Genomic DNA, 22710 nt, shown 5'->3' on the forward strand with positions numbered 1-22710 from the left:
AAGGCGTGCTACCTTTCCTGTAGGAGGTTGCGCCCGATGTTTCTGCGTATTGTTTTTGCCCTGATGTTTTGTACCGGCCCTGTATGGGCGCAGCAAAACCGCCCACCCAGCCATTGTATTGCCATTGCCGACGCTGCACCGGGAATAGAGTATGTGCATAAGGCAAGTTTCCGCGATCCCTTGCCGGATTATACTGTGCGCATCAGCTATCTGGCTCATGCGTCGTTCTTGATACAATCGCCGGGCGGGGTGTCGGCGGTGACGGATTATACCGGCTATATCGGAAATGTGGATTTTCTGCCCGATATCGTGACGATGAACCACGCCCATGACACGCATTGGACCGCCTACCCCGATCCGGCGATCCCGCATGTTATGCCCGGATGGGGTGATTATGGCCAAGGTATCGAACATTATCAGGAGATTGGCGATATGTTGGTGCGCAATGTGCCAACAGACATCCGTGGTATGGGCGGGATCGAGGAAAAGGGAAACTCGATCTTTGTTTTCGAGGTCGCGGGGCTGTGCGTGGGGCATTTGGGCCATTTGCATCACGAACCGGACGCGGCGCAATATGCGGCTTTGGGGCGCTTGGATGTTGTTATGGCCGCTGTGGACGGTGGTATGACGCTGGACCTGCCAACCATGATTAAGCTGCTGAAAAAACTGCGCTCTTCAGTTGTGATTCCGATGCATTGGTTCGGGGACTTTACCCTGTCCGCCTTTCTGGACGGGATGCAGGACGATTTCGATATTGTGCAGGATGGGGACAGCGAAGTGATGGTTTCGCTGCGTAGCCTGCCGCGTCGACCGACCGTCGTGGTTTTACAACCGCGATATCTGCGGTCGCTTCAATAAGGCTGCACTGGACGAAACGGGAAAGCGTGATAATGATTTGCGCATGACCCTGAATGCAGCCACCCCCGCCTTTGTCCAAGACTTGAAAAACGCATTGCCGGAAAAGGCGTTGCGCGACCCTGAACCGCGCTATCTGGAAGAACCGCGCGGGGCATGGACCGGACAAGCCGCCGCTGTGGTGACGCCGGACAGTGCGGAGCAGGTGGCAACGGTGCTGCGTATGGCCAATGCGGCGCGAGTGGGGGTTGTTCCCTATGGCGGTGGTACGGGGCTGGTTGGGGCGCAGGTGATGCCGGATGGGCCAATGCCGATCGTGTTGTCACTGGAACGGATGAACCGCGTCCGTGGCATTTATCCCACTGAAAATATCATGATCGCCGAAGCGGGCGTGATCCTTCAGGATTTGCACAGTGCCGCCGAAGCGGCGGATCGCTTGTTTCCGTTGTCTATCGCGGCCAAAGGGACCGCCCGGATTGGCGGGAACCTGTCCACCAATGCGGGCGGGGTGAATGTGCTGCGCTATGGCAATACGCGCGAACTGTGTCTGGGGCTGGAGGTGGTTTTGCCGGATGGCAGGATCATGAATAACCTAAGCCGGTTGCGGAAAGATAACACCGGCTACGATCTGCGCGATTTGTTCATCGGTGCCGAAGGAACGCTGGGGGTCATTACGGCGGCCAGCCTGAAGCTTAGCCCGCGCCCGGCGGGCGAAGGGACCGCGCTGATGGTGGTCGATAGCCCCGAAAGCGCGCTGAAACTCTTGGCCTTGGCGCGTGATCTGATGGGCGAGGGCGTCAGCGCCTTTGAACTGATTTACCGCACCGGGTTGGAGTTTTTGCGCGAATATTTCCCGGAAATGCGCCAGCCCTTCGAGGAACTGCCAGAATGGTTTGTCCTGATTGATGTGGGCTTGGCACGGGGGCTGGTGCCGTCTGACGCGTTAGAGGCGTTGTTTGTGGCGGCCTTCGATCAGGGGATCGTCAGCGACGGCGTGATCGCCCAATCCGAAGCGCAGCGCACAGAATTTTGGGAGGTCCGTGAACAGCTTCCCGAAGGGAATCGTCGGGTGGGGGCCATTTGTTCGCATGACATTTCGGTGCCGTTGGGATCGGTGCCCGAATTCATTGCACGGGGAAATGAGCTGGTCCAAAAAAGCGGGGATTTCCGGATCAACTGCTTTGGTCACCTTGGGGATGGCAACCTGCATTACAACGTATTCCCCCCCGCTGGCGGGCATAAATCTGACTATCCCCAACAAAAAGAGCAGATCAGCAGGCAAGTGCATGATCTGGTGCATGAATTGGGCGGATCGTTCAGCGCCGAACATGGGGTGGGGCGGCTGAAGGTCGACGATCTGGAACGATACGGCGACCCGGTGAAGCTGGATCTGATGCGCGGGCTAAAGGCGTTTTTTGACCCGAACGGGATCATGAATCCGGGTGCGGTGCTGCGCTAAGGCCGGGGGAACGCGGGGCGTTACAGCCCCTCGAACGCACAAAGGGCGTGAACCTCCATCCCCAATTGGGTCAGCCGGTCCCGCCCGCCCAGATCAGGCAGGTCCACCACAAAGGCGCAGCCAACGATTTGCCCGCCCAGACGTTCGATCAGCTTGATCCCAGCCTCGGCGGTGCCGCCGGTGGCCAGAAGATCATCGACGACCAGTACGGTTTCGCCCGGCTGGATTGCGTCATCGTGGATTTCCACGATCGCTTCGCCATATTCCAGCTTATAATCTTGGCTGATGGTGGTGTGGGGCAGTTTGCCCTTTTTGCGGATTGGCACAAAGCCGGTGCCAAGCTGGTGCGCTACAGCCCCACCCAAAATGAAACCCCGCGCTTCCAGCCCCACCACCTTGTCAATGCGCTGCCCGGCATAGGGATGCAGCAGTTGATCCACGCACAGACGAAACCCGCGCGGATCGGCAAACAATGTGGTGACATCGCGGAAAAAGATGCCTTCGTGGGGGAAATCAACGATGGTGCGAATATAATCGCGAACGGATTTCTGCGGGGTCATGGCGGCCTCTTGTTCAGTCAAATATCTGTGCAAAACAGGTGTGACCGATGGCGCCAGACAGGGCAAGGGGCAGAACCGCGCAGGTCTGCCAAAACCGCCCCGCCGATTGGCGTAGGGCGGTTTTGGCGGCGTTGGGGTTAGCCGCGACGATTGTTTGAAAAGAACCGGTAAAACCGGCCCGAAATCCACGGCACATGGGGTTTGCGCCAATCCATGCGATCACGGACCAGCATGGATTTTGCTGCTTGTAATGTCATTTTCTCTTCCCTTTTTGGTATCTGTACGGCACAAGGAATGTGCAGCGTTTGGATATATAATGTATATACATTTGCTGTGCAAAATTCAAGTGTTCGGGGAAAAGAGTTTTGTCAAAGAAAGACGCGAAGAAAGCGGGCAAGAAAGACAGCCAGTTGGTGTTGCGTCTGGACAAGGCCGAACGCGATGCTTTTGTGGAACTGTGCAAGGACATGGACACCAGCGCCGCCCGCGAAATCCGGGGCTTTATCCGGCGTTTCATGAAGGAAAACGGCGGGGACTAAGCCGCGCGGCGCAGTGTTGCTGTCAACACGCCCATACCGATCAAGGTGACACCGCCCAACCGGGTTAGTCCTTGCAGGATGGCGGGGCGTTGGATACGGGCGCGCAGCCGATCAGCCAGCAGCGCATAGGCCAGCGCGTTCAGCGCCCCAAGGCTGACAAAGGTGGCAATCATTACCGCGAATTGCGGGGCCAACGGGCTGCCTGTATTAATGAACTGCGGCACGAAGGCGATGAAAAACCCAATGCCTTTGGGGTTGAGTGCCGTAACCACTGCGGCGTGTCCCATGACATTCCGGGCGTCGCGGGGGCGGGTTTTCGTCAACTGTCCCAATTCGGCATGACGCGCCCCACGCAGCATTTTTATCCCCAGCCACATCAGGTAAACCGCGCCCACCCATTTCAGCGCGGTGAACGCCAAGGCCGAGGTCAGGACAATCGCCCCCAATCCCAGCAAAGAGGCGGTCATCGCTGTCAGATCGCCCAAGGCCACACCCGCAGCGGTGGCCAGCGCGACGCTGCGCCCTTGGGTCAGCGCATAGCTTAGCACCAACAGGATCGTCGGCCCCGGTATCAGCAGCACCACAGCCGAAGCCGCAACAAAGGCCAGCCACAGATCAGGTGCCATCAGCCCAGAATCCGCCCTGCCACGGCATCCAGTTTCGTCATCAGCGTGGGGTCGCGTTTATCCGGGGCGGTCAGGATTGCATAGTCCAGCGCCCGGTCGCAGCCATGCGGACAAGGATCGCGTTGCGCCCCCAGCAGCGCGGGCAGGCGGCTGACCAGCGCCCGGCCTTTTTCCGCGTTGCCCATCAGGGTGGCGATGATTTGTTGCACGTCGACTTCGCCGTGGTCGGGGTGCCAGCTATCGTAATCGGTGATCATCGCAACAGAGGCATAGCAAAGCTCGGCCTCGCGGGCCAGTTTGGCCTCGGGCATGTTGGTCATGCCGATGACATCACAGCCCCAGCTTTCGCGGTACATTTTGGATTCCGCCAGGGTGCTGAATTGCGGCCCTTCCATCGCCAGATAGGTGCCGCCGTTATGCACGGTGATTCCGGCCTGTTGCGCGGCGGTATGGCAGACCTCTGACAGGCGGGGGCAGGTGGGATGCGCCACTGACACATGCGCCACGCAGCCGGTGCCGAAAAACGATTTTTCCCGCGCAAAGGTGCGGTCGATGAACTGATCCACGATCACGAAATCGCCCGGCGCCATTTCCTCGCGGAATGACCCGCAGGCACTGACGCTGATCACATCGGTAACGCCCAGCCGTTTCAGCGCGTCGATATTGGCGCGATAGGGCACAGAGGACGGAGAATGCACATGCCCACGCCCGTGACGCGGCAGGAAACACATTTTCACCCCGCCCAGTGTGCCGGTCAAAATCTGGTCCGATGGATCGCCCCAAGGGGTCGCCACGCTGACCCATTCCGCGCCTTCCAGACCGTCGATGTCATAGATGCCCGATCCGCCGATAATGCCCAATGTGGTTTGCATGTGGTTATACCCCTGTGACTGCCGCCTTTGCGGCTTATGGTTGCGCAGCGCGGCGCTGTCTGCAAGCGGGTTTCGTCGCGTGGATCAGGCTTTGTCGTCCGGGCGGGACAGGGCGAACAATTCGCGTACCACGGCATAATCGCGATACCCCAGACGGGACAGCGGGTTGAACGTGGTCACATCAAAAATACCGTCCCTCAGACAGGCATCGTTGATATAGATGCCGGTCACTTCGCCCAGCACCATCTGATTGGTTTCGCCACGCAGTTTGATGATGTCGATCAGGGTGCATTCCAGCACTGCCGGGGCGGCGGCGACATAGGGGCAGTCGATGGTGCGGCACTGGCCCTTGTCCAATCCGGCATGGGCAAATTCATCCACATCGGCGGGCAGGGTGGCGGAACTGGCGTTCATCGCGTCCCGCAGGGCAAAGGACACCACGTTCAACGCAAAGACCCCGGTGGCCCGGATATTGGCCACGGTGTCCTTGGCGTCGGTCTGGTCCGGCTTTACCCCGGTCGAGGCAAACATGACCTGCGGCGGGGTATATGCCACGGCGTTGAAGAACGAATACGGCGCCAGATTGTCCACGCCATTGGCGCAGCGGGTAGACACCCAGCCAATCGGGCGGGGGGTGACAATGGCGTTAAATGGGTTATGCGGCAGGCCATGCCCGTCCTTGGGTTCGTAAAACATCTGCCCTGTGTCCTCTGCGCGTCTTTTGGGATTGGCGTTTGTCTCAGACCTAGCGCCGTGTTAGGGGCGTTTCCACCTGAAATTCGTCGAAGCCGGAGTCGCACGCCGTCAATGTTCACTCTGACCCAGGAAATGCCAAGCGATTGGTGGGAAGTCGAAGCCCTGTATGATCTGTGTTTTGCGCCCGGTCGGACGGCGCTGTCGTCCTATCGGTTGCGCGATGGCGTGCCTGCGGTCAAGGAACTGTCGATCCTTGCACGCGATGGCGATGGGATTTTGGCGGGCGCAATCAGATATTGGCCGGTGCTGGTGGGCGAGCAAAAGGTGCTGCTGCTGGGGCCGGTCGCGGTTCACCCCACACGGCAGGGCGAAGGGCTGGGGGCGCTGTTGATACAGGACAGTCTGGCCCGTGCGCGGGCATTGGGCTGGGAACGGGTGATGCTGGTGGGCGATGCCCCGTATTATCGCCGTTTTGGGTTTGAAAAGCTGACAGGCGTGGTGATGCCGCCCCCCACGAACCCCGACCGGGTGCTGGGACAGGCCCTGGCCGAGGGCGCTTGGGCTGGCGTGACGGGGGATGTCACGAAACTGACCGCTTGAAACCGGCCTTTGCGGGACCAATCTACGACAGGTAACGCAGCAAAGGGCGGGCGGATGAAGAACGCGAACGATCTGCTGGATCTGGAAACCGAACTGGACGCATTGGCGCAACGCTACCGCGCGGCAGGGGGCGTGGGCGTGCAGGTGTTAACCCTGATCGGCGGCAAGGCCGAAGGTCTGCTGGATCGACTGCCCCGCACTGTCCGCGACCGGCTGGAAGACGGCACCGAAGCGGCGCTGAACGTGGCCATGAAGGCCGCCCACGGATCACGCGGGATGGTGGGCGATCAGCCCATGTGGCTGAACACCGCTGTGGCAACCGCAATGGGGGCGGCGGGCGGGTTTGGCGGGCTGCCTTCGGCCTTGGCGGAGTTGCCGGTCACAACCACGGTTCTGTTGCGGGCCATACAGGGCGTTGCGGTGGAATATGGCTTTGATCCGGCATCGGACAGCGTACAGTTCGATTGTATCCGGGTTTTATCCGCCGCCGGGCCTTTGGCGCAGGATGATGGGGCCGATCTGGCATTTTTCACGACCCGGATGGCGTTACAGGGCAAGGCGATTCAATCGCTGATCGCCCGTGTCGCGCCGCATCTGGCTACGGTTCTGGGGCAAAAGCTGGCCGCGCAAACCGTGCCTGTTCTGGGCGCAGTGGCCGGGGCGGCGACGAATTACGCCTTTACCAGCTATTACCAGCAAATCGCCCATGTTCATTTCGGATTACGCAAACTGGCGATTGACGCAGACCACCCCGAGGATGAACTGCGCATGGCCTTGGCGGAACGGTTATCGCTGCCGCAAATGCGGCGGCACTGATCGTATCGTTCGGATGTGAAAAGGGGGGCTTTGCCCCCGGTCGCCTGCGGCGCCCTTCCCCCAGAGTATTTTCCATCAGAAAGAAGCAGATTGGTTTCTTTCTGATCTGCAATACTCCGGGGTTTGGTGCAGCGCCCCAAAAGTCAGGTACAAGCCGCAGGCCGGTGACGAAAGGTCAGGCGCTCAATTCGGCGACAGCGCGATGCGCGGCGGTAGAACGCCCCAGCCATCGACCCCGCCGGTATCGTTGCGGGCGGCTTGTTTGCGGAACTCAAGCCGCGCCAGCTGATCCCGGTGGACCTCGTCGGGACCATCGGCCAGACGCAGGAAGCGGGCGGTGGCATAGGCGTGGGCGGTGCCGAAATCATTGCCGGTGCCGCCGCCGCCAAAGGCCTGAATGGCCCAATCCGCGATCTGGCAGACCATGTTGGGAACGGCGATTTTGATCATGGCGATTTCGGCTTTGGCTTCTTTATTGCCGACGGTATCCATCATATGCGCAGCACGCAGGGTCAAAAGACGGGATTGTTCGATCATGATCCGGGCCTCGGCCACGCGTTCGCGGGTGACGGATTGTTCCGAAACCGGCTTGCCAAAAGCCACGCGTTGCTGGGTGCGCAGGCACATTTTTGCCAGCGTCCGTTCCGCCAGCCCAATCAGGCGCATACAATGGTGGATGCGGCCCGGTCCAAGGCGGCCTTGGGCAATTTCAAACCCGCGCCCTTCGCCCAGAAGCATATTCGAGGCCGGAACGCGGACGTTATCGAAAACCACTTCGGAAGCGCGGTCGGGGACACCGTAATAACCAAAGACCGGCAAGGACCGTTTCACCGTCACGCCGGGGATGTCGCGCGGCACAAGAATCATCGACTGTTGCCGGTACGGATCGGCATCAGGATCGTTTTTCCCCATGAAGATGAAGATCTTGCAATTCGGATGGGTGGCCCCGGTCGTATACCATTTGGTGCCATTGATGACATATTCATCGCCATCACGGATGATCGAGCTTTCGATGTTTTTTGCATCCGAGGATGCCACATCCGGTTCCGTCATCGCAAAGGCCGAACGGATGTCACCATTCAGCAGCGGGGTCAGCCATTCTGCCTGCTGTTCGGGCGTACCGTAGCGGGCCAGCACTTCCATATTGCCGGTGTCGGGGGCATTGCAGTTGAAGACTTCGGGGGCCAGATGGGACCGCCCCATGATTTCGCACAGCGAGGCATATTCGATGTTCTTCAACCCGGCACCGTGTTCTGATTCGGGCAAGAACAGGTTCCACAACCCTGCTTCACGCGCTTTGGGTTTCAGTTCTTCGATGACGGGGTACAGTTTCCAGGGGCCGTGATCTTCGGCTTCCTGATAAAAACGCTGTTCGTTGGGGTAGATATGCTCTTCCATGAAAGCCAGAAGTTTTTCTTCCAGCTCCAGCACACGGGGGGATTTGTCTGGGATCATCTGTTTCCTCCTTGCTGCCAATCCGGTTGGGGACTGGCCTGATCTTGGCATGACGTTACGACAAATTTTGTGATCAGGCAATATCGTCTGACGATCATAATTGACACATCTGTTCAAAATCCGCAGCCTAGGGGCGCGCGGCCTTGTCCGCCTAAGGGGAGGAGACATCGTTGAATACACCGTGGAACCCCAGCGTTCTGATGATCGGGCGCGAGCGGTTGTTTTATTCCGGTTTGGCCGGAAATTCGAAAAAGCCAAGAAATCTTGGCTCTTTTTCGCTGTATTGCGCGACCGAGGGGACATTTCAGATCGCCATCGGGGTAGGTGAATGGGCGGAATGCGAGGTGGCTTTGGTGGCGCCTTATCAAAGTCACCGGCTGGTATCGCCGACAGGGGCGATTCACAATCTTGGGTTCGAGCCGGAAAGCCTGTCGCCCGCTGCGCAGGTTCGTTTGGGGGAATTGGTTCAGAATCCCGACAGCCGGAAGAGGGTGTTGACGCGCGTGCGAGAGCAGCGGGACCAGTTGGGACAGGTGTTGTCGCAGGGGTTTATGACAGCGGAATTCGACTGGCTGTTTCTGGGCGAACGGCTGGAGGCGCGGCAGATGGAGCCGCGTATCACCAGCATTCTGGAACTGATGTGCAACGATCTGGAGGATTGTACCGTATCCGCCGAAGATTACGCCCGCGAGATCTTCCTGTCGCCCTCACGGTTCCTGCATCTGTTCAAGCTGAATACAGGGGTATCGTTCCGGTCGCTGCGGATGTGGAAACGGGCGCGGCGGTTTCTGGATCATGCCAGCGGAGACAATTCCCTGACCGATGTGGCGCTGGATTTGGGCTATCCCGATAGCAGCCACTTCAGCCATTCGATCCGCCGAACCTATGGGTTGAAACCGCGTTCGATCCGGCAGGGATCGCGGCATCTGAAGGTGTATCCGGGGGCGAACTATACGCTCGCACCCGAAAACTGGGCCAGTTAAGGCTGCGGGGCATCACGCCCCGCGCAACATCCGCTGCAATTTTGCCATGCCGCCAATCCAGCGGTCATAATCGGCCAGTTTGTTTTCCATATAGCCCCGCACCTGAGTATGGGGCAAAATCAGGAAGGTGTCGTTCTGAACCCCATCCAGTGCGGCCTTGGCCACCTCTTCGGGGGACAGGATGCCGTCTACCCCGGCCGATCCGCCCCCATCAATGCCGGTGATCATAGCGGTTTGAACCGCTTGCGGGCATAGAACCGAAACGCGGATTCCGGCATCCCGATGGGTAAAGGCCAGATTTTCGGCAAAGCCAATCGCCGCGTGTTTGGTGGTCCCGTAAACCGCGCTGCCGATCTGATTCAATACCCCGGCGGCGCTGACCGTATGAAGGAAATAGCCGCCGCCCCGTGCTTCCATTCGGGGGATCAGATGCTTGGCGGCATGGATATGGGCCATTACGTTGATATCCCATGATGCCTGCCATTCCGCATCCGAGGCTGAAACCGCGCTGCGCATGTCCGTGTCCAGCCCCATCAACACACCTGCGTTGGAGCAGAACAAACCGATTGGGCCTTCTTCGGCCTCGATGGTGTCGATCATCGCGCCAATGGCGGCCCCGTCGCGAACATCCAGGGCAAAGGCCCGCCCGTTGATCGACGCGGCCACGGCCTGCGCCTTGTCCCCGTCCAGATCCGCGACGATCACCTTTTTCGCACCACGCTGGTGCAGCCCTTCGGCCAGTGCTTTGCCGATTCCGTTGGCACCGCCCGTTACGACGGCGATCACGCCTTCTAATTGCATTGGAATGCCCTCCCTTATCTCGCTCCGCGGGCAGTGTTCCCCCGGCGTGTCCCCGGCGCAAGGGGGCGGCCCGTTCACGTAACGTCACTTTTGGTCAGTGGGTTAGCGCAAGACCCCGGCACAGGTCTGTCACAGGATGCGCTAAATGTCATAAAAGAGACCCACCCGATGAAACTGACCGACGATCACGCCGCCCTGCGCGACACTATCCGCAAATGGATTGATACCGAAGTGAACCCAAATGTCGACGCTTGGGAAGCCGCAGGGATTTTTCCGGCGCATGATCTGTTCAAATCGGCGGGTAATCTGGGCCTGCTGGGGATCGACAAACCGGAACAATTTGGCGGGATGGGGCTGGATTACAGCTTTGCCGCTGTCATGGCCGAGGAATTGGGCCGCATCAAATGTGGTGGCGTGCCGATGGCGATTGGCGTGCAAACCGATATGGCCACCCCGGCTTTTGCCAAACACGGCAGCGACGACTTGCGCGCCGAATATCTGGCCCCGGCGATTGCAGGCGATCTGGTGTTTTGTCTGGGCGTATCCGAGGTGGGCAGCGGGTCTGACGTGGCCTCGATCAAGACAACGGCGGTCAAGGACGGGGACGATTACGTTATCAATGGCGGCAAGATGTGGACGACCAGCGGCACACAGGCCGATGTCTGTTGCGTGCTGGCGAATACCTCGGATGGGGCGGCACATAAAAACAAGTCGCTGATCATCATGCCGATGGACACCAAAGGCGTCGAAGTGGCCCGTAAGCTGGAAAAAGTGGGGATGCGGTCCTCGGATACGGCGCAGCTGTATTTTGACAACGTGCGTGTCCCGCAGCGTAATCTGGTCGGCGTCGAAGGGATGGGCTTCATCTATCAGATGGAACAGTTTCAGCTGGAGCGGCTCTGGGGGGCGTTTTCCACGATAGGGTCGTTGCAACGGGCCATTGACAGCACCATTGACTATACCCGCCAGCGCAAGGCGTTCGGGAAATCCCTGCTGGATAACCAGTATATTCAGTTCAAATTGGCGGAATATCAGGCTGAACTGGACCTGCTGCGGGCCTCCTGCTGGCAGGCCGCTGGGATGGTTGTGGACGGTCAGGACGCAACGCGGCTGGCGACGGTCTGCAAGCTGAAGGCTGGTCGTCTGGCCCGCGAAATCGCAGATGGCTGCTTGCAATTCTGGGGCGGGATGGGCTTCACCGAAGAGGTGGAAATCTCGCGCATCTGGCGCGATGGCCGGTTAACCTCGATCGGTGGCGGCGCGGACGAGGTGATGCTGCAAATCCTGACCAAGATGATGGGAATCTATTCCTGACCGCGCTCAGGGAAGTCCTGTTGCGAGCGTCCCAAACCTAAACCGTCGCTTACCAGAACGAAACATCCCGGCTTCTTTCTGATCTGAAATACTCTGGGGGGTGGGCGCCGCAGGCGACCGGGGGGGCAAAGCCCCCAAGCCCCCGTTATCTCAGATCGCGGCTTTGACGCCCTGCGCCGTGGCATCTGATGTCTGGCGTGTCTGTGCGGCGCGGAATCCATCACGGGCACGCAGCGCATCGTGCCAACGCAGGCAATTGGGGGGCAGATCATCCCGCATCCCGATCCGGGCCGCCAGAAACAGTGCGTAATGCACGGCAATATCTGCCATCGTGAATTGCCCGCCCACCAGATAGTCGCGGCCATCTTCCAGCACGGCTTCTAACATGCGCAGACGTGCCAGGAACCACAGTTTGTAATCCTCTGCCACACCGGGTTGTTTGCGTTCGTCCGGTTCAAATTGGGCATAGCGCAGCCAGATCGTTTGCGGGAAAGTCAGTGTTGCTTCGCCGTGATGCTGCCAGTTCAGGTAGGCACCGTATTCGGGATGATCCGGTGCCAGCGTCAGCCGCCCGTTTCCGTATTTCATGGCCAGATAATGCGGGATCGCGGCGCTTTCGGTCATGCGCGTATCGCCGTCTACCAGCAGGGGGATCGTCCCCAACGGGTTTTCTGCCAGATAGTCCTTTTTCAGAAAACGCGGCGGGAAGGGCAGCATTTTCAGCTCATACTCCAGTCCCAGTTCTTCTAATGCCCAAAGCGGCCGAAAGGATCGCGCGTTTTCGCAATGCCACAGTGTTAACATAGTCTTCCCCCCTGTTTTTCCTTCGGTAAATGCTATTTCGCCCCGGTAGGGGCGACTTGTGCCGATGCGGCGGCGGATGTTGTGCCTCGCTTGATTTTCCCCATCCGCGCGGTATGTACTAGGTCAGTTTTGCAATCGGCGGGTTTATGATTCAATTCAACCTCAAATGCGATAGGGATCATCGTTTCGACAGTTGGTTCCAGTCTGGTGATGCTTTTGACAAGCTCAAGGCCGCCGGGATGGTGGCCTGTGCCATTTGCGGCAGCACAGAGGTACAAAAATCCCTGATGGCCCCGCGTGTTCAGTCGGCCCGCACGGCTGCGGCCCCGGCAGAGGGTGAGGCCCCGGCGACAGATAAAGCGCCGTCCTTGCGTACCCCCACCTCGGACGCTGAACGCGTTCTTACGGAGTTTCGTCGTAAGGTCGAAGAAAATTCCGAATATGTCGGGACGAATTTCGCTCAGGAAGCGCGTGCCATGCATGACGGCGACAGCCCGGAACGCGCCATCTATGGCGAGGCCAAGCCTGATGAAGCCAAGAAACTGATCGAGGATGGCGTGCCCGTCCTGCCCTTGCCTTTCTTGCCGGGACGCAAGACCAACTAAGCGAAAGGAAACCGCTTATGCACATCGTTATCACTGGTGCCAACCGTGGTATTGGTCATGAACTGGCGACACGCTACGCCCAGACTGGCCACGATGTCACCGGCACATCCCGCCAAGGGGGCGATTATGTGCCGTTGGACGTGTCGGATGCAGCGCAATTTCCCGTGCTGGCGCAGGCTGTCGCGGATCGTCCGGTCGACTTGCTGATCTGCAATGCCGGTCAGTACCTAGACAAGGGGCAGGTGTTGGATACCGGATTTGCCCCCGAACTCTGGGCGCAGATGATGGCCACCAATGTGACGGGTGTGTTTCTGACGATCCAGACGTTGCTACCTAATCTGCGGCGGGCGCAGGGGGCGAAGATCGCAATTATTTCCTCGCAAATGGCCAGCGATACACGCGCGCCCGGCGGCAGCTATATTTACCGCGCCTCGAAGGCGGCGGCGCTGAATCTGGGGCGGAACCTGGCGACGGATCTGAAACCCGAAGGTATCGCCGTCGGCATCTATCATCCCGGCTGGGTGCGGACCGATATGGGGGGAACTACCGCTGAAATCAGCACCGAGGAAGCCGTGACAGGGTTGATGTCCCGCTTTGCTGCGCTGTCGCTGGATAGCACGGGCTGCTTTGAAACATGGGATGGCCGCGCGCATCCGTTTTGATTGGCAAACCAATCAAAACGAGCCGCTGAGCGCACGGTTCAGGCGTTGGCTGGTCAGGTTGCGCTGCGCAGATAGTCCATGACGGCGGGACGGACGGATTGGTGCCCCTCTTCGCGGGCCTGTTCGATGACCGCGCGCAATTCTTCCAAATTCAGGCGGCGTAGCATGTGTTTGACCGGGCCGATTGATGCCGGACGCATTGACAGCATACGAAAGCCCATCGCGGCAAAACAGGCGGCCTCGACCGGGCGGCCCGCGTCCTCTCCACAAAAGCTAAGCGAGGTATTCGAGGCGTCACAGCGTTTGACGATATTTTCCAGAAAGGTCAAAAAGCTAACGTTTAACGTATCATAGCGGCGGCGGACGCGTTCGTTTTCACGATCCGCAGCAAAGAAGAATTGCTTCAGGTCGTTGCCGCCAATCGACAGAAAATCCACCTCCTCATAGAAACGATCGGGGGCGAAAGCCAGCGAAGGCGTTTCCAGCATGGCGCCGATTTCCAGCGTTTCGGGGGTGGCATGGCCCAGAATGCGTTCGCGTTCCAGCGCCTTGTCCATTTCAGCCTTGGCGGCTTTGTATTCTTCGTATTGAGCCACGAAGGGGAACATGATTGTCAGGGGGCGCCCACCTGCGGCGCGAATAAGCGCCTGCAATTGCATCCGCATCACACCGGGTTTATCCAGACCAACCCGAATGGCGCGCCAGCCCAGAGCCGGGTTCGGTTCTTCTTGTGGCTTCATATAGGGCAGCACCTTGTCCGACCCGATGTCCAAGGTACGGAAGACCACCCGTTTGCCGTTCGAGGCGTCCAGAACACGCGCATACAGCGCCGAAAGCTCGGACCGGCGGGGCATTTGGTTGCGGACCAGAAATTGCAATTCCGTGCGGAACAGGCCCACACCTTCGGCCCCGGAACTGTCAAGGCTGGGCAGGTCCGCCATCAGACCCGCATTCATATGCAGGGCAACGGTTTTACCGCACAGCGTCTGGGCCGGTTCCTGCCGGATCGAGGCATAGCGTTCCTGCGCCTGTGCCTGCATGGCGATTTTATCACGGAAGGCGGACACAACCGTATCGTCCGGGCGCAGGTGTGCGATGCCTTGGTCCCCGTCCACCATAATGTGATCACCGTTCAAGGCGTCGGTGGTAATGCCGGTGGCGTGGATCACCAGTGGAATTGCCAAAGCGCGGGCGACGATGGCGGCATGGCTGCCGACTGACCCTTCTTCCAGAACGATCCCCCTCAACGACCGGCCATAATCCAGCAATTCAGCCGGGCCGATATTACGGGCGATCAGGATCGGGTCCGCGGGCATATCTGCGCCGGTTTCCTTGCCTTGCCCGGTCAGGATGCGCAGCAGCCGGTTGGACAGGTCATCCAGATCGTGCAAGCGGTCGCGCAGATAGGCATCGTTGACTTGTGACAGGCGGGCGCGGGCGGTGGATTGTTCTTTTTCCACGGCGGCTTCTGCGGACAGGCCACGGGAAATATCCTCTTCCATGCGGCGCAGCCAGCCTTTGGAATTGGCGAACATCCGGTAGGCTTCCAACACCTGTAACTGCTCGGTATCCCCTGACGAGCTGGCCCCTGCCAGCAATTGATCCACACTGATGCGCAGTTTATCCACGGCTTCGTGCAGGCGGGTCAGTTCCTTATGGGGGTCTTCTGCGATGGGGTTGGTGATCACCACACGGGGTTCGTGCAGCCAGACATGGCCTTCGGTCGCGCCTTCCTGTGCCGTTGATCCACGGAACATCACGGATTGCTGATGCCGGGCTGTCATCGCGGCATTGTCGCCGGTAAAGGCGCCCAACTCCGTCATTTCCGCCAGAACCATTGCGACAACTTCCAGCGCATATACCTCGTCCGAGGAAAACTGCCGCGCCTGTTTGGATTGCACCACCAGAACGCCCAGTTTTTCACCAAGCCGCTGAATAGGAACACCAAGGAACGAGGAATAAATCTCTTCCCCGGTTTCGGGCATATAACGGAAGCCTTTGGCGCTGGGGGCATCGGCTTCGTTCACCACGTTGCCGCTGCGCGCGACGCGCCCCACAAGCCCTTCGCCCAGTTTCATCTTGGTCTGGTGGACGGCTTCGGCCTTCAGGCCTTCGGTGGCGCACAGTTCCAGCGTTTCGCGATCCCGGAACAGGTAGATCGAACACACCTCGGTCCCCATCGAATCTGCGATCAGATGGGTGATCTTATCCAGCCGCGCCTGTCCGGCGCTGTCTTCGGCCATTGCATCGCGCAGGCGACGCAGCAGTTTGCGGCTTTCTGTTTCCGTGGTTTCGGGCATTCCGGCGGTTGTCCCTAGTTCTTCCGATCCGATGGGCCTTAGATCACAAGTCGCGGGCAAGGAAAACGGATATCAATACCGCGCGTTCGATTTTTGCGTAAAAAGTGCCTGTTGCGGAATTATCTTGCGCATGTCGGTACGATTGTTGTGCAGCCCCTTAAAATACCGGGCAAAAGTGATGTATCAGACAAGGGTAAAAAATCAAGCGTCTTCGCCCTATGCTGGCATGTCGCGCAGGTGTGCGCATGTATCCGCCCATCCGCCTATCGGGCAACGAAAAAGGCCGGGCGGTAAATCCGGCCCGGCCTTTGAATGTGGTCTGCCGCTTTTGATCAGGCTTTTTCCAGCTCGAACGCATCATGCAGGGCTTGCACGGCCAGTTCCATGTACTTGCGGTCGATCAGCACGGAGATCTTGATTTCGCTGGTGGCGATAACCTTGATGTTGATCCCTTCGTCCGACAGGGTCTTGAACATCTTGGCGGCCACGCCCGATTGCGACCGCATACCGATGCCCACGGCCGAAACCTTGCACACGTCGGTATCCGCGATCAGTTCCTGGAACGCGATGTCGCCGCGGGTTTTGGCATCGTCCAGCGCCTTTTGGGCGCGCATCACCTGATCCGTGGGACAGGAAAAGGTCATGTCGGTCAGGCCTTGTTCGGCCACGTTCTGAATAATCATATCCACATTGACCCCCGCATCGGACAGCGGGCCAAAGATGGCGGCAGCAATGCCGGGTTTGTCCGCGACCGAGACAAGGGTCATCTTTGCCTCGTCGCGCGAATAGGCGATACCGGATACGGGACGGTTTTCCATGACTTCCTCCTCGGCACAGACAAGCGTGCCGGCTTCATCAGACGGTTCTTCGAAAGAGCTGAGCACACGCAGTTTCACCTTGTAGCGCATGGCCAGTTCGACAGACCGGGTTTGCAAAACTTTCGCGCCCAGGCTGGCCAGTTCCAACATCTCCTCGAACGAGATTTTGTCCAGCTTGCGGGCTTTTTGGCTGATCCGCGGGTCGGTGGTGTAAACCCCGTCCACATCGGTGTAGATGTCGCAGCGTTCCGCGTCGAACGCGGCGGCGAATGCCACGGCGGTGGTGTCCGATCCGCCCCGGCCCAGCGTGGTGATACGGCCCTCGGGCGAAATGCCCTGGAACCCGGCCACAACGGCCACGCGCATCCCTTCGCCGAATTTGGCGGTGATATTGTCGGTCGGGATTTCCTCGATCCGGGCAGAGCTGTGGGCGCTGGTGGTTTTCACCGGCACTTGCCAGCCTTGCCAGCTGCGGGCGGGAATATCCATTTCCTGCAACGTCAGCGCCATCAGACCGGCGGTTACGTTTTCCCCTGACGACACGACAGCATCATATTCGCGCGCATCGTATAGCGGCGAGGTTTCGTTGACATACCCCACCAGCTTATTGGTTTCACCCGACATGGCGGAAACGATGACGATCACGTCATAGCCTTTGGCCACTTCCAGCCCCACGCGCTTTGCAGCGCGTTTGATCCGGTCCAGCGTGGCGACGGAAGTGCCGCCGAATTTCATCACGAGAACGGGCATTGTCAGTCCTAGCTCCTTGGTCTCGCGCGAATTAACGGTTTGCCGCGTCAAGAGCAAGATTGCATCGCGGTTGCCGCCGGATTTTCGACGAATATGTGACAGGCGCGGCAAGGGCAGCCCCAACTTCATCGCTTCTTTCTGATTTCAAATACTCTGGGGGAGGGCGCCAAAGGCGACCGGGGGCAAAGCCCCTGCTTTCGCAGACACCCAGACGGGGGACTGCGTCAATCTTCGGGGAAAAGCGTATTCAAAAGCGAGATCGACCGGCGCACATAGGCTCGCGCTTCGGCTTCGGCGGTGGCTGCATCCCCCGACAGAACCGCCGTGCCAATTTTGCGATAGGATTGACGACGGTGCTCGGGGCTGACTTCCATCCGATGACCGAAAACATGCGCGTTTACATTGGCCAGCAAGGTTTCCAGTTCAGCATTCCCACCGATCCGGGCCAAGGTCCGGTTGAATTTGTTGCGCAGCCGGGAAAATTCAAATTTGTCCAGTGTATCATTGGCTTGCAGCAGCGGCGACAGAATCTGAGTAAACAGTTCCCGGTTGCCGGGCATGTCAATTTTTTGCGCGGCCTGTCGGGCGGCCAGACCGATCAGTTGTTCCAGAATAAGCAGGATATTTTCAGCCTCGGTCCGGGTAAGCTGCCGGATACGCGCCCCGCGGTTCAGATGGGATTCGGCGATGCCCTGGGCGGTCAGCTTCTTGATGGCCTCGCGGACGGTAGAGCGGCTAACGCCATATTTCGCCACCAAATCAGGTTCCACCAGCCGTTGCCCGGCGGCGTAGCGTCCTTCGTAAAGTCCACGCACAATATCCCGCGCCAGTGCGTCCGAGGAACTGAGTTTTTTCGCGGGCGTCTGTGCGGTGTCGCTGGTCATGGCCGTTTCCGTCTGGCGTTTTCGTCGAACCATTCGACGGTATCGGGGATGATTTGGCAAGCACCTAAAGCGGTCCGCCAAAAAACCTGTGTCACAGATTTTGGCGTGACGCTTTAACCAAGGCGAGGCGATCGGGAAAGGTTTGCGGTGTCGCAGGCTGGCGGGCTTGTTTTGTCTGATGTCGGGGGGCAATGTGATCACGACATTCGAAGGAGGAGCGATAATGTCTGACCGTCCGGCCCTTGCGCCGCCCACGCTGCGCCATGTGTGTGATCTGTATGTCGATCTGGACCCGATCAAGGAATTGGGGCCGGGGCAGGCGGGGCAGCGGCGGATTATCCCGATCATCGGCGGGCGGGTCGAAGGTCCGGCATTGAATGGGCGGATTCTGAATGTCGGGGCGGATTGGCAAACGATCTGGGCGAATGGCGTGGCCGAACTGGTGGCGCGGTATGCGTTTGAAACCGATGACGGTGCCGTGATCGAAATTCGCAACTACGGCTATCGGCATGGCCCAGCCGAGGTGGTGGCGGCACTGGCGCGCGGCGAGGAGGTGGACCCCGCAACATATTACATGCGGACCACGGCGCAGTTGGAAACCGGCGACCCGCGCTATGACTGGGTGAACAAGACGATGTTCACCGGGGTTGGCGCACGATTGGCCGGGCAGGTCGTTATTTCGCTTTATGCGCTGGATTGATCGGGGCCGCTGACATCGCCTTGGGCGACGGATACCGATTTTACGATGGCATGGCAGCGGGTGCCGGGACGCAGGCCCAACGCGGTTGCGGATCGGCGCGTAATTCGGGCCAGAATATAATCCGGCCCTGTGGCCAGCCGCAGCAAAACGCCGGGGCCGCTGCCTTCGCGGATTTGATCCACCACAGCGGGCAGGACATTCAGCGCTGAAATGCCCTGCGGCGGGGTCAGGGCCAGCATGACCTCGTGGGCGGGAATGCGGATGCGAAGGGTGCTGCCCGTGGCGGCGGAAAGCCGGGGCAGGTGCAGATGCCCGCCCGCGGTCTGTAATTCGGTTAACCCGTCATCGTGATGGGCCAGAACGCGGGCGGTCAGGATCGACCCCGCCTCGCGCAGGCCGATCAGCGGGGCCAGATCGGGATCAGACAGCAGATTGGTCACCGGCCCCGCGCGGCGAACTGTGCCGTCTTGTAGCAGCACCAGCGTGTTCGCCAATCGCGCGACTTCGGTCATGGCGTGGCTGACATACAGGATCGGTAGGCGGGCTTGATCACGCAACCGTTCCAGATAGGGCAGGATTTCGTCCTTGCGGGTGGCATCCAGCGCCGCAAGCGGTTCATCCAGCAGCAGAATATCAGGGGCCGACAGCAGCGCCCGCCCGATGGCGACGCGCTGTTTTTCCCCCCCGGACAGGGCCGTGGGGCGGCGGGACAGCAGCCCGCCAATGCCCAACATGTCGATCACTTCTGATTCTGGCAGGGGGCCGGGGCGGTGATTGAAGCGTTTCCCATACCGCAGGTTTTGCGCCACAGTCATGTGCGGGAACAGGCGGGCGTCCTGAAACACATATCCTACGCGGCGTTTATGGGCGGGTAGGTTAATACCTGCCGCGCTGTCAAACAGGACGCGCCCCGCCACGGTGATATTGCCCTGCTGGGGCGTCAGAAGCCCCGCAACCGCATTGATGACGGTGGTTTTTCCGGACCCGGATCGACCGAACAGGGCGGTCAGGCCGGGGCCAGCCTGAAACGCGGTATCCAGCCGGAAGGGGCCGAAATCGTGGCTGATCTGAATGGAAACGGTCATCCCTGCACCTTTTGGGCGGCGCGGCGGGCCAAAGCTTCGGATGCCAGAAGCGCCCCCATCGCCAGCGCAACAGACACGCCAACCAGTTTCAATGCAGATGCTTCGCCGCCCGGCACCTGAAGAAACGCATAGATGGCCGAAGGCAGGGTTTGCGTCTGGCCGGGGATGTTGGACACGAATGTAATGGTGGCGCCGAATTCGCCCATCGCTTTGGCAAAGGCCAGAATGGCCCCGGCGATGATGCCGGGCAGCACCAGCGGCAGGGTGACGGTGGCAAATACCATCAGCCGCGACGCGCCCAATGTGGCGGCGGCCTGTTCCAGTTTGGGGTCAACGGCCTCGATCGCCAGCCGGATCGCGCGGACCATCAGCGGAAAGGCCATGATCGCGGCAGCCAATGCCGCGCCGGTCCAGCGAAAGGCAAGCACAAGGCCGAATGTGTCATACAGAAACGCCCCCACCGGGGCGCGTTTGCCAAAGGTGATCAGCAGCAGATACCCGGTGACGACAGGGGGCAGGATCAGCGGCAGGTGGACCAGCCCATTCAGCAATTGCTTGCCGGGGAATGTGCCTCGCGCCAGCGCCAGCGCGACCAGTATGGCCAGCGGCAGGCTGCCCACTGTCGCCCACAACGCAACCCTGAGCGACAGGGCGACGGCGGCCCATTCCTGTGGCGTCAGCCAATCCATCAGTCAGCGGATACCGGGCTGAACCCGAACCGTTCAAAGACCTGTGCGGCGGCGGGGCTGCGCAGATAGGTCAGAAAAGCCGCTGCATCGGGGGCGGCGCTGTCCGTGGTCTGTGCCGCCGGGTACAGGATAGGGGGGTGGCTTTCCGCCGGAAAGGTTTTCAACACGGTCACGCGCGGTTCAGCCACGGCGTCTGATCCATAGGTGATGCCCAAGGGGGCTTCTTTTAGCGCGACCAAGGCCAATGCGGCGCGGACATTATCAGCCTGTGCCACCTTATTTTCGACGGTGGGCCAAAGATTCAGATGTATCAGGGCGGCTTTGCCATAGATGCCAGCCGGAACCGCATCCACCAAAGCCATCGCCAAAAGATCATCGCCCAGCAATCCGGCCAGATCGGTGGCCGGGGTGATGCCGGGCAGGGGGGCTGTGCCTGCGGGGCCAATCAGCACCAGCGTATTGCTTAGCAGATCGGCGCGTGTATCGGTGCGGATCAGCCCATTTGCGGCCAGATGATCCATCCATCCGGGGTTGGCAGAAATAAAGATGTCTGCTGGGGCGCCCGCCTGAATTTGTCGGGCCAGCGCGGAACTGCCCGCAAAGGACAGGGTGGCCGTATTTCCCGTTTCGGTCTGCCAGTCCAAGGCAACCTGTTCCAGCGCATTTTTCAGGCTGGCGGCGGCAAAAACAGTTACATTCCCAGCCCAAAGTTGGGTGGGCAACAAAAGCAAAAGGCACAAGCGAAGAAAGGACATGGGACTCCGGGGTTTCAATATGTTCACGGAAATATATCGCTTTGGGTGGCAAAAAAATGCAAGCGTTATTTTTCTGCGGACATATCGAAGTCGGGCGAAAGCAAATCTGAAATCTGGGCGATTTCGGCAGCGCCTTCGTGTTCCAGCTTTTGTTCCAGATGACGGAATGCAGTCAGAACCTGCTGGCCTGTGTCTGTCAGCGCGGCCCCGCCGCCCTTGGCCCCGCCGCGCGACGAAATCACCAGCGGCATACGAAAGGCCGCATTCATTTCTTCGACCAAAGACCACGCGCGTTTATAGCTCATACCCATACCGCGCCCTGCGGCGGATATGGACCCGGTTTCAGCGATACCTTGTAGCAGATCAGCCTTGCCGGGGCCGATTTTCAGGCTATCGCCATAAACCAGCCGCAGGCGCAGGCGGGGCAGGGGGATCATCGCACGATCAGCAGGTTGCGCCTTCGGCGGCATCTGTCGGGCTACAGAACAGGCGATACAGCAGTTGGATCACTTCGTAGGTGTTTTGATCCGCCAGCGAATAATAGATCGTCTTGCCATCGCGGCGGGTGGCAACCAGCCCTTCTTCGCGCAGGCGGGCCAGCATTTGGCTGACGGCGGCTTGACGGATTTCCAGCAGACTTTCCAGCTCGCCCACGGATTTTTCACCCGATCCCAAATGACACAGGATCATCAACCGGCCTTCGTGGGCCAGCGTTTTCAGATAGGCGGCGGCGCTGGCGGCGCTGCGTTCCATTTCCGAGGGCGGTGCGGGGGGCGCTTGTACGTTCACGTCTGTCAAATCCTGCGCTGTTTATTCTTCTGTAACATGCCCTGCATAAAAGGGCGAGGCCGGGGCCACAGCGGGGCCGTCTTATCCGTAGATGGGCATTTTCCCCAAAATGACAAGAACGACATAGGCCAACGCGGCGGCATTGGATGCGGGATAGCCTTATTTTACAGCGATTTGATAGGGGGTGTGAAGGTGTTTCCGCAGTTTTACAGCACCCAGTGGGCAGGAAAGATGCGAAAATTCCCGAAATGGGCAGGTGGCGAATATCCGCCACCCGCTATTGGCGTGTTTTG

General features: G+C 59.5%; 25 protein-coding genes. 10 read left to right on the forward strand and 15 right to left on the reverse strand.

All coding sequences use genetic code 11. The features are described 5' to 3' along the window. Window positions 1-36: 36 nt before the first annotated feature. The gene (locus FN828_RS14465) at window positions 37-858 is read left to right on the forward strand and encodes an MBL fold metallo-hydrolase (RefSeq protein WP_235891492.1); all 822 of its coding nucleotides are present in this window, start codon (window positions 37-39) and stop codon (window positions 856-858) included. A 43-nt stretch (window positions 859-901) separates the two neighbouring features. Then, window positions 902-2314: an FAD-binding oxidoreductase gene (locus FN828_RS14470; protein ID WP_142494190.1), complete on the forward strand. Its 1413-nt coding sequence runs from the start codon at window positions 902-904 to the stop codon at window positions 2312-2314. A 20-nt stretch (window positions 2315-2334) separates the two neighbouring features. Here the strand turns inward: FN828_RS14470 and FN828_RS14475 are convergent, their stop codons facing one another. Next, a complete protein-coding gene (locus FN828_RS14475; protein WP_142494191.1) occupies window positions 2335-2874 on the reverse strand; it encodes an adenine phosphoribosyltransferase in 540 nt (179 codons plus the stop codon). A 365-nt stretch (window positions 2875-3239) separates the two neighbouring features. Here FN828_RS14475 and FN828_RS20585 point away from each other — a divergent pair, with 365 nt between their 5' ends. Further along, window positions 3240-3413: a hypothetical protein gene (locus tag FN828_RS20585; RefSeq protein WP_185959030.1), complete on the forward strand. Its 174-nt coding sequence runs from the start codon at window positions 3240-3242 to the stop codon at window positions 3411-3413. Here the strand turns inward: FN828_RS20585 and FN828_RS14480 are convergent. The 3 genes from FN828_RS14480 to FN828_RS14490 all read right to left on the reverse strand — a co-directional run bounded on the left by FN828_RS14480 (window position 3410) and on the right by FN828_RS14490 (window position 5607). Further along, window positions 3410-4039: a LysE family translocator gene (locus tag FN828_RS14480; protein ID WP_142494192.1), complete on the reverse strand. Its 630-nt coding sequence runs from the start codon at window positions 4037-4039 to the stop codon at window positions 3410-3412. The two genes, FN828_RS20585 and FN828_RS14480, sit on opposite strands and share 4 nt — an antisense overlap. After that, on the reverse strand, window positions 4039-4911 hold the full coding sequence (locus tag FN828_RS14485; RefSeq protein ID WP_142494193.1) for an S-methyl-5'-thioadenosine phosphorylase: 873 nt from the start codon (window positions 4909-4911) through the stop codon (window positions 4039-4041). The genes FN828_RS14480 and FN828_RS14485 overlap by 1 nt, the downstream gene beginning before the upstream one ends. Window positions 4912-4995: 84 nt before the next feature. Beyond that, complete coding sequence (locus FN828_RS14490; RefSeq protein ID WP_142494194.1) at window positions 4996-5607, reverse strand: flavin reductase family protein; 612 nt, start codon at window positions 5605-5607, stop codon at window positions 4996-4998. 111 nt (window positions 5608-5718) lie between these two features. Here FN828_RS14490 and FN828_RS14495 point away from each other — a divergent pair, with 111 nt between their 5' ends. Together FN828_RS14495 and FN828_RS14500 are read left to right on the forward strand one after the other, a co-directional pair. After that, a complete protein-coding gene (locus FN828_RS14495; RefSeq protein ID WP_142494195.1) occupies window positions 5719-6207 on the forward strand; it encodes a GNAT family N-acetyltransferase in 489 nt (162 codons plus the stop codon). Window positions 6208-6261: 54 nt separating this feature from the next. Beyond that, window positions 6262-7023 (forward strand): EcsC family protein, encoded by a 762-nt coding sequence (locus FN828_RS14500; RefSeq protein ID WP_142494196.1) that lies wholly within the window; start codon window positions 6262-6264, stop codon window positions 7021-7023. Window positions 7024-7206: 183 nt separating this feature from the next. Here FN828_RS14500 and FN828_RS14505 read toward each other — a convergent pair whose 3' ends face one another. Then, on the reverse strand, window positions 7207-8478 hold the full coding sequence (locus FN828_RS14505; RefSeq protein WP_142494197.1) for an acyl-CoA dehydrogenase family protein: 1272 nt from the start codon (window positions 8476-8478) through the stop codon (window positions 7207-7209). Between the two features lie 170 nt (window positions 8479-8648). On the opposite strand from FN828_RS14505, the gene FN828_RS14510 reads away from it, so the two are divergent. Beyond that, entirely contained in the window at window positions 8649-9461 is an 813-nt protein-coding gene (locus FN828_RS14510; RefSeq protein WP_142494198.1) for a helix-turn-helix domain-containing protein, read from the forward strand. A gap of 12 nt (window positions 9462-9473) precedes the next feature. On the opposite strand, the gene FN828_RS14515 is transcribed toward FN828_RS14510, so the two are convergent. After that, on the reverse strand, window positions 9474-10262 hold the full coding sequence (locus FN828_RS14515; protein WP_142494199.1) for an SDR family NAD(P)-dependent oxidoreductase: 789 nt from the start codon (window positions 10260-10262) through the stop codon (window positions 9474-9476). A gap of 168 nt (window positions 10263-10430) precedes the next feature. Between FN828_RS14515 and FN828_RS14520 the strand changes: the two genes are divergently transcribed. Further along, window positions 10431-11576 (forward strand): acyl-CoA dehydrogenase family protein, encoded by a 1146-nt coding sequence (locus FN828_RS14520; RefSeq protein WP_142494200.1) that lies wholly within the window; start codon window positions 10431-10433, stop codon window positions 11574-11576. Between the two features lie 150 nt (window positions 11577-11726). On the opposite strand, the gene FN828_RS14525 is transcribed toward FN828_RS14520, so the two are convergent. Next, the gene (locus tag FN828_RS14525; protein ID WP_142494201.1) at window positions 11727-12380 is read right to left on the reverse strand and encodes a glutathione S-transferase family protein; all 654 of its coding nucleotides are present in this window, start codon (window positions 12378-12380) and stop codon (window positions 11727-11729) included. Window positions 12381-12526: 146 nt separating this feature from the next. Between FN828_RS14525 and FN828_RS14530 the strand changes: the two genes are divergently transcribed. Together FN828_RS14530 and FN828_RS14535 are read left to right on the forward strand one after the other, a co-directional pair. Further along, on the forward strand, window positions 12527-12985 hold the full coding sequence (locus FN828_RS14530; protein ID WP_142494202.1) for a DUF1178 family protein: 459 nt from the start codon (window positions 12527-12529) through the stop codon (window positions 12983-12985). A 17-nt stretch (window positions 12986-13002) separates the two neighbouring features. Next, complete coding sequence (locus FN828_RS14535; protein ID WP_142494203.1) at window positions 13003-13647, forward strand: SDR family NAD(P)-dependent oxidoreductase; 645 nt, start codon at window positions 13003-13005, stop codon at window positions 13645-13647. A gap of 53 nt (window positions 13648-13700) precedes the next feature. Here FN828_RS14535 and ptsP read toward each other — a convergent pair whose 3' ends face one another. The 3 genes from ptsP to FN828_RS14550 form a co-directional block, all read right to left on the reverse strand. Further along, window positions 13701-15947: a phosphoenolpyruvate--protein phosphotransferase gene (gene ptsP / locus FN828_RS14540; protein ID WP_142494204.1), complete on the reverse strand. Its 2247-nt coding sequence runs from the start codon at window positions 15945-15947 to the stop codon at window positions 13701-13703. A gap of 332 nt (window positions 15948-16279) precedes the next feature. Next, the gene (locus FN828_RS14545; protein ID WP_142494205.1) at window positions 16280-17515 is read right to left on the reverse strand and encodes an aspartate kinase; all 1236 of its coding nucleotides are present in this window, start codon (window positions 17513-17515) and stop codon (window positions 16280-16282) included. A gap of 224 nt (window positions 17516-17739) precedes the next feature. Beyond that, the gene (locus FN828_RS14550; protein WP_185959031.1) at window positions 17740-18399 is read right to left on the reverse strand and encodes a GntR family transcriptional regulator; all 660 of its coding nucleotides are present in this window, start codon (window positions 18397-18399) and stop codon (window positions 17740-17742) included. A gap of 223 nt (window positions 18400-18622) precedes the next feature. Between FN828_RS14550 and FN828_RS14555 the strand changes: the two genes are divergently transcribed. Further along, window positions 18623-19099, forward strand: a complete 477-nt coding sequence (locus tag FN828_RS14555; RefSeq protein WP_142494207.1) for a DUF3237 domain-containing protein — start codon at window positions 18623-18625, stop codon at window positions 19097-19099. On the opposite strand, the gene modC is transcribed toward FN828_RS14555, so the two are convergent. The 5 genes from modC to FN828_RS14580 form a co-directional block, all read right to left on the reverse strand. After that, window positions 19084-20184: a molybdenum ABC transporter ATP-binding protein gene (gene modC, locus FN828_RS14560; protein ID WP_142494208.1), complete on the reverse strand. Its 1101-nt coding sequence runs from the start codon at window positions 20182-20184 to the stop codon at window positions 19084-19086. The genes FN828_RS14555 and modC overlap by 16 nt on opposite strands. Next, window positions 20181-20873 (reverse strand): molybdate ABC transporter permease subunit, encoded by a 693-nt coding sequence (gene modB / locus FN828_RS14565; protein WP_142494209.1) that lies wholly within the window; start codon window positions 20871-20873, stop codon window positions 20181-20183. Before modB ends, modC begins: the two co-directional genes overlap by 4 nt. Continuing rightward, complete coding sequence (gene modA / locus FN828_RS14570) at window positions 20873-21628, reverse strand: molybdate ABC transporter substrate-binding protein (protein WP_142494210.1); 756 nt, start codon at window positions 21626-21628, stop codon at window positions 20873-20875. Before modA ends, modB begins: the two co-directional genes overlap by 1 nt. Before the next feature lie 65 nt (window positions 21629-21693). Then, on the reverse strand, window positions 21694-22065 hold the full coding sequence (locus FN828_RS14575; RefSeq protein WP_142494211.1) for a winged helix-turn-helix domain-containing protein: 372 nt from the start codon (window positions 22063-22065) through the stop codon (window positions 21694-21696). A 7-nt stretch (window positions 22066-22072) separates the two neighbouring features. After that, on the reverse strand, window positions 22073-22381 hold the full coding sequence (locus FN828_RS14580; protein ID WP_142494229.1) for an ArsR/SmtB family transcription factor: 309 nt from the start codon (window positions 22379-22381) through the stop codon (window positions 22073-22075). Window positions 22382-22710 lie beyond the last annotated feature (329 nt).

The sequence above is a fragment of the Thalassovita litoralis genome (genome assembly GCF_900182725.1).
Classification (GTDB): domain Bacteria; phylum Pseudomonadota; class Alphaproteobacteria; order Rhodobacterales; family Rhodobacteraceae; genus Thalassobius; species Thalassobius litoralis.

Coding starts and splice junctions, on each gene's coding strand:
- FN828_RS14465 (WP_235891492.1), top strand. CDS start 37: ATGTTTCTGCGTATTGTTTTTGCCCTGATGTTTTGTACCGGCCCTGTA.
- FN828_RS14470 (WP_142494190.1), top strand. CDS start 902: ATGACCCTGAATGCAGCCACCCCCGCCTTTGTCCAAGACTTGAAAAAC.
- FN828_RS14475 (WP_142494191.1), bottom strand. CDS start 2,874: ATGACCCCGCAGAAATCCGTTCGCGATTATATTCGCACCATCGTTGAT.
- FN828_RS14480 (WP_142494192.1), bottom strand. CDS start 4,039: ATGGCACCTGATCTGTGGCTGGCCTTTGTTGCGGCTTCGGCTGTGGTG.
- FN828_RS14485 (WP_142494193.1), bottom strand. CDS start 4,911: ATGCAAACCACATTGGGCATTATCGGCGGATCGGGCATCTATGACATC.
- FN828_RS14490 (WP_142494194.1), bottom strand. CDS start 5,607: ATGTTTTACGAACCCAAGGACGGGCATGGCCTGCCGCATAACCCATTT.
- FN828_RS14495 (WP_142494195.1), top strand. CDS start 5,719: ATGTTCACTCTGACCCAGGAAATGCCAAGCGATTGGTGGGAAGTCGAA.
- FN828_RS14500 (WP_142494196.1), top strand. CDS start 6,262: ATGAAGAACGCGAACGATCTGCTGGATCTGGAAACCGAACTGGACGCA.
- FN828_RS14505 (WP_142494197.1), bottom strand. CDS start 8,478: ATGATCCCAGACAAATCCCCCCGTGTGCTGGAGCTGGAAGAAAAACTT.
- FN828_RS14515 (WP_142494199.1), bottom strand. CDS start 10,262: ATGCAATTAGAAGGCGTGATCGCCGTCGTAACGGGCGGTGCCAACGGA.
- FN828_RS14520 (WP_142494200.1), top strand. CDS start 10,431: ATGAAACTGACCGACGATCACGCCGCCCTGCGCGACACTATCCGCAAA.
- FN828_RS14525 (WP_142494201.1), bottom strand. CDS start 12,380: ATGTTAACACTGTGGCATTGCGAAAACGCGCGATCCTTTCGGCCGCTT.
- FN828_RS14530 (WP_142494202.1), top strand. CDS start 12,527: ATGATTCAATTCAACCTCAAATGCGATAGGGATCATCGTTTCGACAGT.
- FN828_RS14535 (WP_142494203.1), top strand. CDS start 13,003: ATGCACATCGTTATCACTGGTGCCAACCGTGGTATTGGTCATGAACTG.
- ptsP (WP_142494204.1), bottom strand. CDS start 15,947: ATGCCCGAAACCACGGAAACAGAAAGCCGCAAACTGCTGCGTCGCCTG.
- FN828_RS14545 (WP_142494205.1), bottom strand. CDS start 17,515: ATGCCCGTTCTCGTGATGAAATTCGGCGGCACTTCCGTCGCCACGCTG.
- FN828_RS14550 (WP_185959031.1), bottom strand. CDS start 18,399: ATGACCAGCGACACCGCACAGACGCCCGCGAAAAAACTCAGTTCCTCG.
- FN828_RS14555 (WP_142494207.1), top strand. CDS start 18,623: ATGTCTGACCGTCCGGCCCTTGCGCCGCCCACGCTGCGCCATGTGTGT.
- modC (WP_142494208.1), bottom strand. CDS start 20,184: ATGACCGTTTCCATTCAGATCAGCCACGATTTCGGCCCCTTCCGGCTG.
- modB (WP_142494209.1), bottom strand. CDS start 20,873: ATGGATTGGCTGACGCCACAGGAATGGGCCGCCGTCGCCCTGTCGCTC.
- modA (WP_142494210.1), bottom strand. CDS start 21,628: ATGTCCTTTCTTCGCTTGTGCCTTTTGCTTTTGTTGCCCACCCAACTT.
- FN828_RS14575 (WP_142494211.1), bottom strand. CDS start 22,065: ATGATCCCCCTGCCCCGCCTGCGCCTGCGGCTGGTTTATGGCGATAGC.
- FN828_RS14580 (WP_142494229.1), bottom strand. CDS start 22,381: ATGGAACGCAGCGCCGCCAGCGCCGCCGCCTATCTGAAAACGCTGGCC.